At 40.6% G+C, this 14,501-nt stretch carries 13 protein-coding genes; 4 read left to right on the top strand and 9 right to left on the bottom strand.

The window, feature by feature from the left end:
- The 3 genes from nqrF (at position 1) to CWD90_RS01945 (ending at position 2,827) form a co-directional block, all read left to right on the top strand.
- The gene (nqrF, locus tag CWD90_RS01955) at positions 1 to 1,308 is read left to right on the top strand and encodes an NADH:ubiquinone reductase (Na(+)-transporting) subunit F (RefSeq protein ID WP_103474257.1); all 1,308 of its coding nucleotides are present in this window, start codon (positions 1 to 3) and stop codon (positions 1,306 to 1,308) included.
- Between the two features lie 150 nt (positions 1,309 to 1,458).
- Positions 1,459 to 1,818, top strand: a complete 360-nt coding sequence (locus CWD90_RS01950) for a Na(+)-translocating NADH-quinone reductase subunit F (RefSeq protein WP_103474256.1) — start codon at positions 1,459 to 1,461, stop codon at positions 1,816 to 1,818.
- Positions 1,796 to 2,827 (top strand): FAD:protein FMN transferase, encoded by a 1,032-nt coding sequence (locus tag CWD90_RS01945; protein WP_103474255.1) that lies wholly within the window; start codon positions 1,796 to 1,798, stop codon positions 2,825 to 2,827. Before CWD90_RS01950 ends, CWD90_RS01945 begins: the two co-directional genes overlap by 23 nt.
- Here CWD90_RS01945 and CWD90_RS01940 read toward each other — a convergent pair whose 3' ends face one another.
- The 3 genes from CWD90_RS01940 to gpmI form a co-directional block, all read right to left on the bottom strand.
- A complete protein-coding gene (locus CWD90_RS01940) occupies positions 2,828 to 3,592 on the bottom strand; it encodes a class I SAM-dependent methyltransferase (RefSeq protein WP_103474254.1) in 765 nt (254 codons plus the stop codon).
- Positions 3,593 to 3,754: 162 nt separating this feature from the next.
- On the bottom strand, positions 3,755 to 4,582 hold the full coding sequence (gene map / locus CWD90_RS01935) for a type I methionyl aminopeptidase (RefSeq protein ID WP_103474253.1): 828 nt from the start codon (positions 4,580 to 4,582) through the stop codon (positions 3,755 to 3,757).
- Positions 4,583 to 4,660: 78 nt separating this feature from the next.
- On the bottom strand, positions 4,661 to 6,178 hold the full coding sequence (gene gpmI, locus CWD90_RS01930; protein ID WP_103474252.1) for a 2,3-bisphosphoglycerate-independent phosphoglycerate mutase: 1,518 nt from the start codon (positions 6,176 to 6,178) through the stop codon (positions 4,661 to 4,663).
- Between the two features lie 227 nt (positions 6,179 to 6,405).
- On the opposite strand from gpmI, the gene CWD90_RS01925 reads away from it, so the two are divergent.
- Positions 6,406 to 6,801, top strand: coding sequence for an ankyrin repeat domain-containing protein (locus CWD90_RS01925; RefSeq protein ID WP_103474251.1), 396 nt, complete (start codon positions 6,406 to 6,408; stop codon positions 6,799 to 6,801).
- A 109-nt stretch (positions 6,802 to 6,910) separates the two neighbouring features.
- Here CWD90_RS01925 and CWD90_RS23155 read toward each other — a convergent pair whose 3' ends face one another.
- The 6 genes from CWD90_RS23155 to CWD90_RS01900 form a co-directional block, all read right to left on the bottom strand.
- Positions 6,911 to 7,078: a DUF6747 family protein gene (locus tag CWD90_RS23155; RefSeq protein WP_192877976.1), complete on the bottom strand. Its 168-nt coding sequence runs from the start codon at positions 7,076 to 7,078 to the stop codon at positions 6,911 to 6,913.
- Positions 7,079 to 7,203: 125 nt separating this feature from the next.
- Positions 7,204 to 7,971: a M48 family metalloprotease gene (locus CWD90_RS01920; RefSeq protein WP_103474250.1), complete on the bottom strand. Its 768-nt coding sequence runs from the start codon at positions 7,969 to 7,971 to the stop codon at positions 7,204 to 7,206.
- Between the two features lie 39 nt (positions 7,972 to 8,010).
- Positions 8,011 to 8,745, bottom strand: a complete 735-nt coding sequence (locus CWD90_RS01915; protein WP_103474249.1) for a M15 family metallopeptidase — start codon at positions 8,743 to 8,745, stop codon at positions 8,011 to 8,013.
- Positions 8,746 to 9,040: 295 nt separating this feature from the next.
- Complete coding sequence (locus tag CWD90_RS01910; RefSeq protein ID WP_239986432.1) at positions 9,041 to 10,210, bottom strand: gliding motility-associated C-terminal domain-containing protein; 1,170 nt, start codon at positions 10,208 to 10,210, stop codon at positions 9,041 to 9,043.
- 4 nt (positions 10,211 to 10,214) lie between these two features.
- A complete protein-coding gene (locus tag CWD90_RS01905) occupies positions 10,215 to 11,987 on the bottom strand; it encodes an autotransporter outer membrane beta-barrel domain-containing protein (protein ID WP_103474248.1) in 1,773 nt (590 codons plus the stop codon).
- Positions 11,988 to 11,993: 6 nt separating this feature from the next.
- The coding region (locus CWD90_RS01900; RefSeq protein WP_205161186.1) for a beta strand repeat-containing protein at positions 11,994 to 14,501 on the bottom strand (2,508 nt) is incomplete at its 5' end.

Genomic DNA, 14,501 nt, shown 5'->3' with positions numbered 1-14,501 from the left:
ATGATTTTAGCTACAAGTACAATTGGAACAATACTGATAACGGTAGTTGCTTTTTTAATACTATTGTTATTATTGGTGGCACTATTACTGTTTACCAAGGAAAAATTATCTCCATCAGGACCAGTTACCTTAACCATTAATGGTGAAAAGAAAATTGAAGTAAGTTCAGGTGGATCATTGTTGTCCACTTTGGGAAATCAGAAAATATTTCTTCCTTCTGCCTGTGGAGGTGGAGGTACCTGCATTCAGTGTGAATGTCATGTACTTTCCGGAGGAGGGGAAGCCCTGCCAACGGAAACACCACATTTCTCCAAAAAAGAATTAAACCATGGCGCTCGTTTGGCTTGCCAGGTAAAGGTGAAGCAAGATATGGAAATTACCATTCCAGAGGAAGTTTTTGGAATTAAGAAATGGCCAGGAACCGTAGTTAGAAATTACAATGTGGCTTCGTTTATTAAGGAATTTGTTATTGAGATTCCAGAAGACATGGGTTATAAGGCCGGGGGGTATATACAGATCGAAATTCCTCCTTGTGAAGTGAAATTCTCTGAAATGGATATCACGGCACATCCTGAGGAACACGAAACTCCGGATAAGTTTCAGGCGGAATGGGACAAGTTTAACCTGTGGCCGTTGGTTATGAAAAACCCTGAAACAGAGGAAAGAGCTTATTCTATGGCTTCTTATCCTGCTGAGGGGAGAGAAATTATGTTGAACGTGCGTATTGCTACTCCACCATGGGATAGAGCTAAAAATGGCTGGATGGATGTAAATCCAGGTATCGCATCGTCTTATATCTTTAACTTGAAAAAAGGCGACCCTGTAACCATCTCAGGACCTTACGGTGAGTTCTTTATCAACGAATCGGATTCGGAGATGTTATATGTTGGTGGTGGAGCAGGAATGGCTCCAATGCGATCTCATTTATATCACCTTTTCAACACTTTAAAAACTAACCGAAAAGTAACCTATTGGTATGGTGGTAGATCTAAGCGTGAATTATTTTATTTAGATCATTTTTATAGACTTGAAAAGGAATTCCCGAATTTCAAGTTCTATTTAGCGCTTTCGGAACCTTTACCAGAGGATAACTGGAAAGTGAAAGAAAATATTGATGCACCAGGAGACGGATTTGTTGGATTTATACATAATTGTGTTATAGAGAATTATTTGAACCATCATGATTCGCCGGAAGATATAGAACTATACTTCTGTGGTCCTCCATTAATGAACAAAGCGGTTCAGAAAATGGGTGAGGATTATGGTATCCCTGATGAGCATATTAGATTTGATGATTTTGGAGGTTAATTTTTAAACTTCCTGATTTCTAAGACCTAGTAGGTCTAATTATAGACCTGTCAGGTTTTAAAAATCTGACAGGTCTATTTTTTTTGCACAATATTTCAAGGATGCCAAGATTCAATTATGGTATCGGTTTTTAATTTTGAATTTTAGAAAATGGGTAAACCTTTAACGGAACAGGAATTGCACAATTTGGCTATGAATATTGTTGGAAAACAATTGGAGGCGGAAGGGTTCGAGTTTATGGGGATTAATAGCAAACCTAAAAAGAACCCTCAATTTGTATGTCTTAAGGATAAAAAACTTTTTTTTATTGTAGTAAGGAGTGTTCAACATCCGCAGGAGCCGAAAGCATATGATGTCCCATTAATGGAAACGATCAGGGAACATGCCTTGGCCCAAAATGGGGAGGCTTATTATGCCGGAGTGGGTCTTTATAATGCCGAGGATAGAAATTTGCCAGTTTATCTCAATGAAGAATATATATTGGAATATGAAGGACTTGTTAAAATATAGTTACCGCTGTATAGGAATATTGGTTTTGCTCTTAATTTGTAATGGGTGCAAGACTGAAGAGGGTAAATGGATCAAGAATGTAAATTCCGGAGCTGCCCTAGGTACTTCTTATAACATTATTTATTTGTCGCATGAGGAATTGGATTTTGAACGGGAAATCGATTCTGTTTTTCAAGTATTAAATAATTCCATGTCCACTTATATACCAGCTTCCGATATCTCAAGAATAAATAAAGGGGACTCCACTGTTATTGTGGATCAAATGTTTCGGGATGTATTTGAACTTTCCGCAAATATATATGAGGCCACTGACGGTTATTTTGACCCTACTGTAGGGGTTTTGGTAAACGCATGGGGATTTGGCCCCGGAACCGAATTGGAAATGGACAGTGTTAGGGTAGACAGTCTTTTGGATTATGTGGGCTTCGATAAAGTTAGCCTTGGTGCCGACAACAAGATTAAAATGACCAGTCCTGGTATGTACTTTGATTTTAATGCCATTGCCAAAGGATATGCTGTGGATCAACTAGGAATTTTGTTGAAAGAAAAGGGGATTGCCAATTATTTAATTGAAGTAGGAGGGGAGTTGGTCTCAAAAGGAGAGAATACGATCAAGGAAAAAAAGTGGGTAGTAGCTATAGATGACCCCATGATGGAGGAAAGCAGGACATCTAAGAGAACGGTTTATATGAAGGATATTGCGATGGCGTCTTCAGGAAATTATAGAAAATTTAAAATTGATCCAGAGACAGGAGCCAAGTATGTTCATACTATAGATCCCAAAACGGGTTATACCAAGAATTCCAATATTCTGGCGGCTACTATTATGGCCAAGGATTGTGCCACTGCAGATGCTTTTGCCACCGCTTTTATGGCCATGGATCTGGCAAAAACAAAGGCCATATTGAACCAGCATAAAGACTTGGAAGGCTATATAATTTATTTAGACCCAGAAGGGAATGTAATGGAATATATGACCGATGGATTTAAAAAAAATGTTCTGGAGTAGTTATTTGGATACCAAGGGAATAATTTCCCCTGTAGCCAAGCGATAATTATCAACTTCGGTATTGGAAAGCTTTTTAGTGTAATCTACCTCTTCTACCTTAAAGCCTATGGATCTAAGTTTTTCAAAATAATCCCTTCCGTATATACGGACATGATCGTATTGTCCAAATATTTTTGCCCGTTCCTTTTTGTCGGTAATACTATTATCCTCGTAGGTGTCTGCTCTGCCAAGGTCTTGAGGGATTTGAAAAATCCCCCATCCTCCTGGTTTTAATATCCGGTACAATTCATTCATAGCTTTGGTGTCATCGGGAATATGTTCCAAGACATGGTTGCAAAAAATAACATCAAAGGAATTGTCGGTGAAGGGTAGGTCGCATATATCCGCCTTTACATCTGCCAATGGCGAATTTAAATCGGTAGTGGTATAAACTATGTTTTCTTGGTTTTTGAATCTTTTGTAAAAGGCTTGTTCGGGAGCAAAATGCAATACCTTAAGTTTGGCCGTAAAAAAATTGGTCTCATTTTTTAAGTAAAGCCACAAAAGCCGATGCCTTTCAAGGGATAGGGTAGAAGGGGATAAAACATTTTCCCTGGGATGTTCATAACCATAGGGGAGAAAGCTTTTAAATTTTTTTTCATCTATGGGGTCCGTATAACGGTTTCCTCGCATAGTAAACGCCATAACTGGGCCCACCAAATAACTAAGTTTTATTAGGATGGGTCTCGGAATCGTATTTAGTATATATTTAAATAGTTTCTTCAAATTGTTATCCGGAATAATCCAGCATAATCACGATGATTAACTGAAGAATGTTATCATGTAGTCTTAAAGGTGTATCTCACCATTAAATTGCTTATTGGCTAAATAAGGAGAGGGCTGAATAATTGCCCTGTAAATTTCAAAGCCCTTCTACAGAAGTACTTCCTATTTTGTGTTCAGGACCAATGCTTTTTGTCGAAATTCCGCTTCCTCATCACTTTGTATTCCCAATGCTTCGTATATGTAGGCAAAAGTGGAAAGTATTTCAGGTTTGCCATCAATAATGGCTACGTCATGTTCAAAATGTGCACTTGGTTTACTGTCTGCCGTAAGTATTGTCCAACCGTCCTTTAATTGTTTTATTCTTCGAGTGCCTAAATTTATCATGGGCTCTATGGCTACCACCATACCCTCTACAAATTTCTTGCCCCTACCACGTTTTCCGTAATTGGGCATTTCTGGATCTTCATGCATTTCTCTCCCCAATCCATGACCCACCAATTCCCGGACTACACCATAACCTTGGCTTTCTGTAAATTGTTGAATGGCATAACCAACATCGCCTACGCGATTCCCAATTTTAAATTCTCTGATACCAACATAAAGGGATTCTTTGGTTACGTCCAATAATTTTTTTGTTTCTGGGCTAACCTCACCAACCTCAAAGGTATAGGCATGATCACCGTAAAATCCATTTTTAAGAACACCGCAGTCAATAGAAATAATATCGCCGTTTATCAAAGGGGTGTTATTTGGTATTCCATGGACTACTTGGGCATTGGGACTCATACATAGTGAATTGGGAAAATCATATAATCCCAAAAATCCTGGGACCCCTCCATGGTCTCTTATGAATGCTTCTGCCAAGCCGTCTAAATGTAGGGTAGTTACACCAGGTTTTACCTCACTGGCCAACATCCCCAAGGTCTTGCTAACAATCAATGCACTTTCGCGCATTAATTCTATCTCCTCTAAAGTTTTGATCTTTATCATAGCATGCAAATGTAAAACAATACTTTTAAAACTGCAGATCCGTACTTATTAACCAAAAGTAGTGGACGTGCATAATTATTATATCAATGGCTTTCTGGTCATTAATTCTGGTTGGGGAACGCCTAATAGTTTAAGAATGGTCGGAGCAATATCACCCAAAACACCATCCTTTATACTTTTCAATTCATTATCCACTAAAATTAAAGGTACGGGATTTGTGGTGTGGGCCGTATTGGGGCTTCCGTCCGGATTGATCATAGTTTCACAATTTCCATGATCCGCGATGACCAAAGTGGTATATCCATTTGCCAAGGCAGCTGTAATAACCGACTCCGCACAACTATCCACTGTTTCACAGGCCTTTATGGCTGCTTGCATATCTCCGGTATGGCCTACCATGTCAGGGTTGGCGAAATTAAGGCATACAAAATCTACCTCCCCCTTTTTTAATTCTGGAATTATAGCATCCCTAATCTCATAAGCGCTCATCTCTGGTTGTAAATCGTAGGTAGCTACTTTAGGTGAGGGACATAAAATTCGCTCTTCACCTTCAAACGGAATTTCCCGGCCGCCATTAAAGAAGAAGGTTACATGTGGATATTTTTCGGTCTCGGCAATTCTAATTTGCTTTTTATGGGCCTTGGCCAAGGTCTCGCCCAAGGTTTCTCTAATGTTATCCTTGTCATAAACTACCTTCACGCCTTTATAGGAATCATCGTAGTTCGTCATGGTTACATAATACAGATCCAGTTTGTGCATATTAAGTTCATGCATGTCTTCCTGACTTAGAACCTGGGTAAGCTCTCTACCACGGTCTGTCCTAAAATTGAAAAAGATAACGACATCGCCATCTTTTATAACCGACAATGGAGACCCTTGATCATCCGAAACCAATAAGGGTTTTAAAAACTCATCTGTAATGCCAGATTCATAACTGCCCAATATGGATTCTTCAATGTTCTTTGTTTTTTGGCCCTCACCGTTCACCAAAAGGTCATAGGCCAATTTAACACGTTCCCATCTTTTATCCCTATCCATGGCATAATATCTGCCAATAACACTGGCCAATTTGGCATTCTTATCAGCACAATATTTATTCAATGCACTTACATAGCCAATACCACTTTTAGGATCCACATCCCTACCATCGGTAAAGGCATGGATATAAGTTTTCTTCAAACCATAGCTTTCACTGGCGTCGATTAGGCCTCTTAGGTGAGATGTATGGCTATGAACACCCCCATCACTAAGCAATCCTAAAAAATGCACTGGCTTGTCATTTGTTTTGGCAAATAAGAGCGCATCTTTCAATACTTGCTCATCTTTTAAAGTGTCTTGGTCAATGGCCAGGTTAATTTTGGCCAAATCTTGGTAAACGATACGACCGGCACCTAGGTTCATGTGACCTACCTCACTATTGCCCATTTGTCCTTCCGGTAGGCCTACATTCATTCCATCTGTCAAAAGATTGGAATTGGCGTATTTGGTATAAAGTGAATCTATAAAAGGGGTGTTGGCATTTTCTATGGCAGAGACTTTGGGGTCTGGGGACTTGCCCCACCCATCCAAAATCATTAAAATAACTTTCTTATTCATAATGTGTTTGTTGTTGACTTCAAAAATAAAACTATTGTATTGGGATTGCTAGGATTTATGACACCTTTTTTAAAAAAATAACATTACCTTAATTGCCTGTACGAAAAGAAGCTCCCCCAAGAGAATTTATGTTAAAATTATGTTATTTAGCCTGAGAAATTGAAACATTTCTGGCTATAACTAGTCTATTATAGTAATCAATAACATTTAATTAAATCATATTCATCATGAGAAAAGCAATTCTAACAGTGGCCATGGCATTATTATTCATGGTCTCAGGCGTTCGAGCCGAAAGTAGTACCAACCCTTACAGTCTTAATGAAACGGCATTAATGGGCAATTCTAGAGATATTAACTCCTTTTGTAAGGCAATAGTTCAAGGGGATTTGGAAACCGTTAAGCGACTAATTGAGTTGGGCGAGGATGTTAATCAAAAATCCTTGGGGAAAACACCTGCAATTTTTGCAGCCCGTTACAATAAGGCTGAAATTTTGGAGCTCCTTATCGCCAATGGCGCGGATTTAAAAATTAAGTGCGACAGTGGTTATAGCGCAAAAAAGCATGCGGAGCTTTCCAATGCCAAAGAGGCATTGGAAATTATCAACGCTAATCTCAAGAAGTAGCAATTGTTGTAAACCCGTAATAAAAAAACCTATCGAACTTAATCGATAGGTTTTTTTATTACTTCTATTTGCTATTATAGTGTTCAGGTAAAAGAGCAAATTTAATTGTCTAGAATTCAAATCCGGTAAAGGCCCTAAATAAAAATGCATAAAGTGCCATGGATAACATTGCAACACAGAATACTGAGTAAATCTTTAAAAATATTACTACAATTTCTGGTTTACAATTTTCGAATGCCGCTAAGTAAATGTTCTTAAAGTGTAATAATGTTCCCATATAGTCTCGTTTAAATGATTGTAAATCAAAGCTATAATGGTTAAATGTTTTACGGTAATAGGATTTGGTTCCGGTGCAATATACTAATTATCCCTTTAAATCCTAAACAAGGTCAAGGAAATTGGTCATTGCTTACCGTTATATCGTTCAATGGCCTCTTTTATCAGTTGAATTCTACTTTCTGGGTCTGGATGTGTGCTCTGAAATTCAGGTACCCTGTTGGGGCCTGCGGCAGCTTTCAAAATTTCCATTACTTTGATCATTTCGTATGGATCATAACCTGATCGAATCATAACAAGCCCTCCTAGGTCATCACTTTCCAATTCATCCTCCCTACCGTTGGTCAATAGTGTGTTCTGGCCAATACTGCCAACAATTCCACCTGCATCGGCACCAACCGAAGCACCCATGGTTACAGTTTGCCAAAAACTGCCATCGGCAATCCTTTCTGCGGAATGTCTTCCAATTACATGTCCTATTTCATGGCCCAAAACCCCCGCGAGCTGTGCTTCGTTTAATTGGGAAAATAGGGCGTAGGTAATAAAAACTTGTCCGCCAGGTAGGGCAAAGGCATTGATGGTTTGATTGTCTGCCAATAAATGAAAATCATACTCATATGGAGTTTCCCTAGCAATACTGTTATTTACCAATTTTACACCTATCTGATCTACAAAGGATTGTAGACGTTCATCCGGATATAGACCACCATATTGTTGAGCAACCTCAGGAGCGCTCTGCAGGCCAATGGATATTTCCTGTTCAGTACTCATGTTTATATTTTGAACCCTCCCTGTATAAGGGTTTTCCTCTTTATTGTTGCAGCGTTGGATAAAGGCAAAGGCCACAATGGCCAAGCCGATAAATATTCTAATTTTCCAACTTCCTCTTCTCATAATAAGGGGATTAAAGGAGTTAATAATCTATTAGTTCATTTATAAAAGGTCTGGGTTAATATCCAATATATTGTTTTGTATATATCCTTTTAGAAAACCGGAGGTAAAATTTTCTTTCCCTATAATATCTTCTTCAAGAAGTAATTTAAAAATATTCTTTCGTCTAAAACCCTTTAGCATCGGAATAGAAATAGGGGCATAGCTATAGTGCCATGGCTCGTATTTAAATCCTTTTCTTTTGGGATTATCGGTATAGACCAAATAGAAGCCAAATTTGTTGGCGTTATCATCCATCCATTTCTTTAAGAGCTCAAAAGGTCCACCTTTCCCAAATTTTTCAGGAACCAAAACGTCTCCAGTGGTTCTTGGATAACCGTCTATTATATCAATATCGGTTCCCCAGTGATGCCTGCTGGTACCGGGAATGGTAGAATATTGTATGATCTTTTCTATAGCACCCAATTTAGTCATCCCTTTTTCTTCGGTATATTGCAAATACTTTCGTTCCCAAATAGCTTCCTGTCGATAAAAATTACGGTAGCTCGAGACTATTTTAAGATCCATTCCTTCACTGTAAGCTGCCTTTTTCATTTCCAAAAAGGCATCATGGGCCTCTTTCCTTAAGTCGATACCCTTACCATATAGCTTAATATCTTCCTTGCCCATTAATTCGGCTAAGGAATATACTGTTTCTTGGGATAGGGTAAGACCTGGCAATAAGGATAAGGCCAAGCCTGAATAACCACTTTTTTTTATAAAAGATCTTCTATGCATATGGTAGTAAGTAATTTAATAAAATCTATTAAGGTATCTCAAAAATACTGCCACTTTTTAAAAAGGGGTAATCCATATAATTATGGACGTATGAAATTGAATTTATTAGAAACCATAAAGTTACTTATTTTAAACAAGATTGGGCATTGATCAATATAGGAATTGAAGCAAAGGATAGGCCTGAAATGACTTTAAATGCAAAAAATTGATGGGCATTTACCTTTAAAGGCCAATGGCATTCTTAAGAATTAAGGCTAAATAACAATATGTATCTAAAAAGTATATTTGAGAAATTTTAATTTTTCACTGCCTGGGATAGGTATAGGTATCCTTGATGTTTTATTTTTAGAGCATTTAATATTATGATATAATAATAAACTCCCGAGGGCAGGCCTATTTGACCCTTTACAAGCATATTACGGTTGGATAAGCCAACAAATTCATCCCTGTAATTTTCTTTGTAATACACCATTACTCCGTATCTATTGAAGATTTGTAGTATGTTGTTGGGCGATTCATCAATACCGTCAATAACCAGGTAGTCATTTGTACCGTCACCGTTAGGAGTCAAATAATAGTTGCCCAGATCCAAAGTAGTAAGCGTTTCATTTAAATCCACGGCACCGCCAATAGTAATAATTTCGTAGTCGTTGGGCACAAAGGTATCGGAGGTTATTGATCCGAAGGAGAACTCTCCTTCCAAGGCCGTGTTGCCCAAGTTCATCCATTTCTGTTGGTTTTTGCTCCAGCCGACCACAGTAAGGTCACTGAGGTATTCCCCAAGCATGTTAATGTTGCTCATGTCATCCCAGCTCAGGGTAGCGATCGTTGGTGTATCTCCTTCCAAGCGCCAAAATTCTTTGTTGCTAACACCCAGGACATTGAAATCTCTTATTCCAGTATCAAAATTCTTATCGAAAGTAGATTGGGTATTGGGGTTTTGAAAGAAATAAGCGCATTTGGCCATTTCATTAATGGTCTCTGAGGTTATGGTCAATGGTCGAACACGATTGTCATCCCCAACTGGAAACCTAAAGGTATCTTTGTTTTTTATAGATCCATAACCGTCAATTTTAGTATTTTTTCCTTCACCCACATAAAATGAATCTTCATAAAAGTTAAGGGAAATATTGGAGCGATCTCTTGGCGTGTAAACGTTGCCATGAATAAAATTAAAATTGTTTAGAATCCCTACGTTTGTCTCCAAATAGAGTCCGTCGTTGATCGAAACTTCCGTGTCGTAAAAAACAGGGGTAAAGGCACCGGAAACCGTAATAGGGTTATTTTCATTATAAAACCCTACCAAACCTAAATTCTCATCAAAGGTTCCGTCGTTAATAACATCCATATGAAAACCCACCATAGCAGCATCATGTATCTGTATGGTACCATAATTATGCACAGCATCTTGGCCCATAATGGCATGCATGGTAAAAAATAATAATACAAAGGCCTTAATTCTCATCTACCTATTTTATTTTATTGATATTGAAGCTGGAAGCACCACTTCCGGAAAGGTGTACATCCCCGCTATCTCCTTCTCTTTCTACAATAATCGTAACATCGTCGTTGGCATTCAATTGTAATATTTCGTTTAGGGCAATAGTGGGCATGAACTCATTTTTATATCTAAAATAGCCAGTTGCTCCTATAGCTCCGACAGCAGATCCGTTAATATGAATCCTAAAGGTTAAGCTAATTTTGTCATCATCAGCCCACAAGAAAAGATTGGCTCTAATGTCATATCTGCCCGCTTCCTTTATCCTTAGGGTATTTCCTGAAACCTGATATAAATTGTTGCCATCGTCCTTATAATTTTCATTGCCAAAAATTGGCACAGATGTACCATCGTTATTTAAATTAGTAGAGGTGTTAGTGTTGGTCCATCTGCCCCCTCTATTTATTTTTAAATAGGCTCCACCGTCTGTTCCGGTTGTAATAATATTGTTGGCATCCGTAGAGACTACAGTGCCGGAGGATGAGCTAGAGCCAGATGCGGAAATTGAATTCCATGTGCTGCCATTGCTCTGTACCCAAAGTGTACTTTGGGCACTAATTTGGTTAGAAGTGACACCAGATCCATTAACGTAATTGCTTATGGTCCTTGAACTACTGGTTGTATTTTTTAAGACATAGACTCTACCTGTAGCGCCATTAGCGGCAGGTAAAGTAATGGAAATATTGGAATTTATAACTAGGGTATGATGGCTTTCATCCAAGGTAACATTGCCGTTTGCCGTAGTAATGGCAGTAGACAAAGAACCGTTTACCTGTAAGGTGGAATTAGCGAGACTACCGGTATTAATTCCTACTCTAGGCAGCGCATTTTGGGTATCACTGCTCCCTTGTATACGTAAGAGTTCCTTGAGCAAGTTATCCCTGTAATCATACCTCTTAAAGATAAAAGGTTCTGCCCCGTCATCACCAATGATAAACTCTACTTGTCCATTGTTGGCGGTCCCTGCAGATCCTATCTCGAACATATCAGTTCCTGCAGCACTACCTTTAAGTCTAAAATTGCCATCAGAATTGCTATAGAACATGGGCTTGTAAAAGGAGGCTGCGTCGGCCTGAAATTGTATAGCTGAAACACCGTTACCACCTCCAACGTAGGTTAAATATTGATTTGAATCCGTGTAATCCGGAAAGGCTTGAACCAAGCCTAGGGTTTGACGCCTGCCAAACTTTAGAACACTTGTATTGTTAGTTCGTATGTCCATAGCCACATCGTTTTTAGTTCCTAAAAATGATGCTCCGGCCACTGCTGTATTCCCGTCCAATAACCAGTTGTCATTAGAGGGGGTTACCCAATTGGTTCCATTATAAAAGTATATTTTTTTATCAGTTGTATTGTAGAGCATGGACCCGGTAATGGACCCACTTATTGCATTCATTTCCGTGGTGGTCGCCGTATTTAGTCCCAATAAAAGGTTTGGATCTATTTGGGCATGGGATACAAATTGAGTAGTGAATAGTAAGGCACAGAACAAATTAAGGATCACCCTGTTAAAATCAAGCTTTCCTTGTTTTATTTCCTTACTACTAAGGGTATGTTTCATATTGTTGAACATTGTAAATGTATGTTTGCTTTTAATTATATTATAGGCCTGTCCCATGAACAGATTTAGAACGCCATTGGGTTCTGATTTATTTGGATTGCGGATCAATAAATTATTAACACGCAGTTTCTCCAAATTTTGGGTAAAACGGGACAATTTATTTAAGGGATGTTTTGGTTCCATATTATTTTAAAAATCCAAAATCATAAACATAAATTCAGAATTGAACCTTACTCTGTTCGATGCCCCATTGTCATTGTCCCCAATAATCACTTCAAAACTAGTAGAGGTTTGGTTTATATATCCTATTCCTGGGTTGTCATTACCAGCTCCATTCCGATCCGGTTGCGTTAATTGAATAATATAATTTGCAGTGGAGACCATACCAGAGGGGAGGTTAACTCTATAATGACCGTTACCTGATAATTTTGTTACGGTTATTCCAGTTGTGGCTTTAATAATTCCACCTGCTGCTGATATTTTTCCTATTGCTTTGATCATATTATCTCCTTGAGGACCTGTTGGTCCAGTTATTCCGTCTGCTCCATTAGTTCCATTACTACCATTAGTTCCTGATGGCCCCGTAGCACCCGTAGCCCCGGTAGCACCTGTGGGACCTGTTGCTCCGTCAGCACCTTTAGGTCCAATGGCACCATCAATACCATCTGAGCCTGCCGGACCAGCTGATCCAGTAGCACCAGTGTCACCTTTAGCACCTGTGGCTCCAGTTGCCCCAGATATACCTATTCCTATAGGTCCTTGTGCCCCAGTTGCACCTGCATCACCTTTGGTGCCAGTAGCTCCTGTTGCCCCAGTGGCTCCAGTGTTCCCTATATCACCTTTTACACCTTGAATACCTTGGTCTCCGGTTTCACCCTTAACCCCTTGGATACCCTGTATTCCTTGATCACCTGTAGCTCCAATGGCTCCGGTATCTCCAGTATTTCCTTTGTCGCCCTGGTCGCCTTTGGCTCCGGTCGCACCAGTAGCTCCGTCGTTTCCGTCTGTTCCATTGGTACCTGCAGCACCAGTATCACCTTTTGCACCTTGAATTCCTTGGTCACCAGTTTCTCCTTGGATTCCCTGAATACCCTGTGCGCCCGTGGCTCCAGTAGCACCAGTTGCTCCGTCGTTTCCGTCTGTTCCGTTGGTACCTGCAGCACCAGTATCTCCTTCTTCTCCTTGGATCCCTTGGGCACCATCAGCTCCGGTTGCACCAGTCGCGCCAGTGGCTCCGTCATTTCCATTTGTTCCATTGGTACCTGCGGCACCAGTATCACCTTTTTCACCCTGAATACCTTGGATTCCTTGGTCGCCAGTTGCTCCGGTTGCACCAGTAGCTCCGTCGTTCCCGTCTGTTCCATTGGTACCTGCAGCACCAGTATCACCTTTTGCACCTTGAATTCCTTGGTCACCAGTTTCTCCTTGGATTCCCTGAATACCCTGTGCGCCAGTGGCTCCAGTAGCACCAGTTGCTCCGTCGTTTCCGTCTGTTCCGTTGGTACCTGCAGCACCAGTATCACCTTTTACACCTTGGATTCCTTGGTCACCTGTTGCACCAGTGGCTCCAGTGTTACCAGTATCTCCTTTTTCACCTTGGTCACCGGTCTCACCCTTATCTCCGGTAGCACCTGTTACACCTTGGATTCCCTGAACACCAGTTGCTCCGGTTGCTCCGTCATTTCCGTTTGTTCCATCAGTACCATCGGCACCTTGAATACCTTGGATTCCTTGGGCACCATCAGCTCCGGTTGCACCAGTCGCGCCAGTGGCTCCGTCATTTCCATTTGTTCCATTGGTACCTGCGGCACCAGTATCACCTTTTTCACCTTGGATTCCCAGAATACCCTGTGCGCCAGTAGCTCCGGTATCTCCTTTATCACCTTTGTCTCCAGTTGCACCAGTAGCTCCGGTTACACCTTGAATACCTTGGTCACCAGTTTCTCCTTGGATACCTTGAATTCCCTGAATACCTTGTGCTCCGGTTTCACCAGTCGCACCGTCGTTTCCGTCTGTTCCATCAGTACCAGCGGCACCTGTATCACCTTTGTCTCCAGTTGCACCAGTAGCTCCGGTTACACCTTGGATTCCTTGTGCACCATCAGCACCTGTAGCTCCAGTATCACCAGTTTCTCCTTGGATTCCCTGTATTCCTTGTGCTCCGGTTTCACCAGTTGCTCCGGTTTCACCAGTTTCACCTTGTATTCCCTGAATACCTTGTGCTCCGGTTTCACCAGTCGCACCAGTGGCACCGTCGTTTCCGTCTATTCCATCAGTACCAGCAGCACCAGTATCACCTTTATCGCCTTTGTCTCCAGTTACACCAGTAGCTCCGGTTACACCTTGGATTCCTTGTGCACCATCAGCACCTGTAGCTCCAGTATCACCAGTTTCTCCTTGGATTCCCTGAATACCCTGTATTCCTTGGTCACCTGTAGCACCAGTGGCTCCATCATTTCCATTTGTTCCATTAGTACCAGCGGCACCTGTATCACCTTTGTCTCCAGTTGCACCAGTAGCTCCGGTTACACCTTGGATTCCTTGGGCACCATCAGCACCTGTAGCACCAGTTTCACCAGTTTCACCCTGTATTCCCTGAATACCTTGTATTCCTTGGTCTCCTGTAGCACCGTCGTTTCCGTCTGTTCCATCAGTACCTGCGACACCTGTATCACCTTTGTCTCCAGTTGCACCAGT

The organism is Arenibacter catalasegens, from assembly GCF_002909235.1.
Classification (GTDB): domain Bacteria; phylum Bacteroidota; class Bacteroidia; order Flavobacteriales; family Flavobacteriaceae; genus Arenibacter; species Arenibacter catalasegens.
This window is presented reverse-complemented; position numbering and strand designations above follow the sequence as displayed.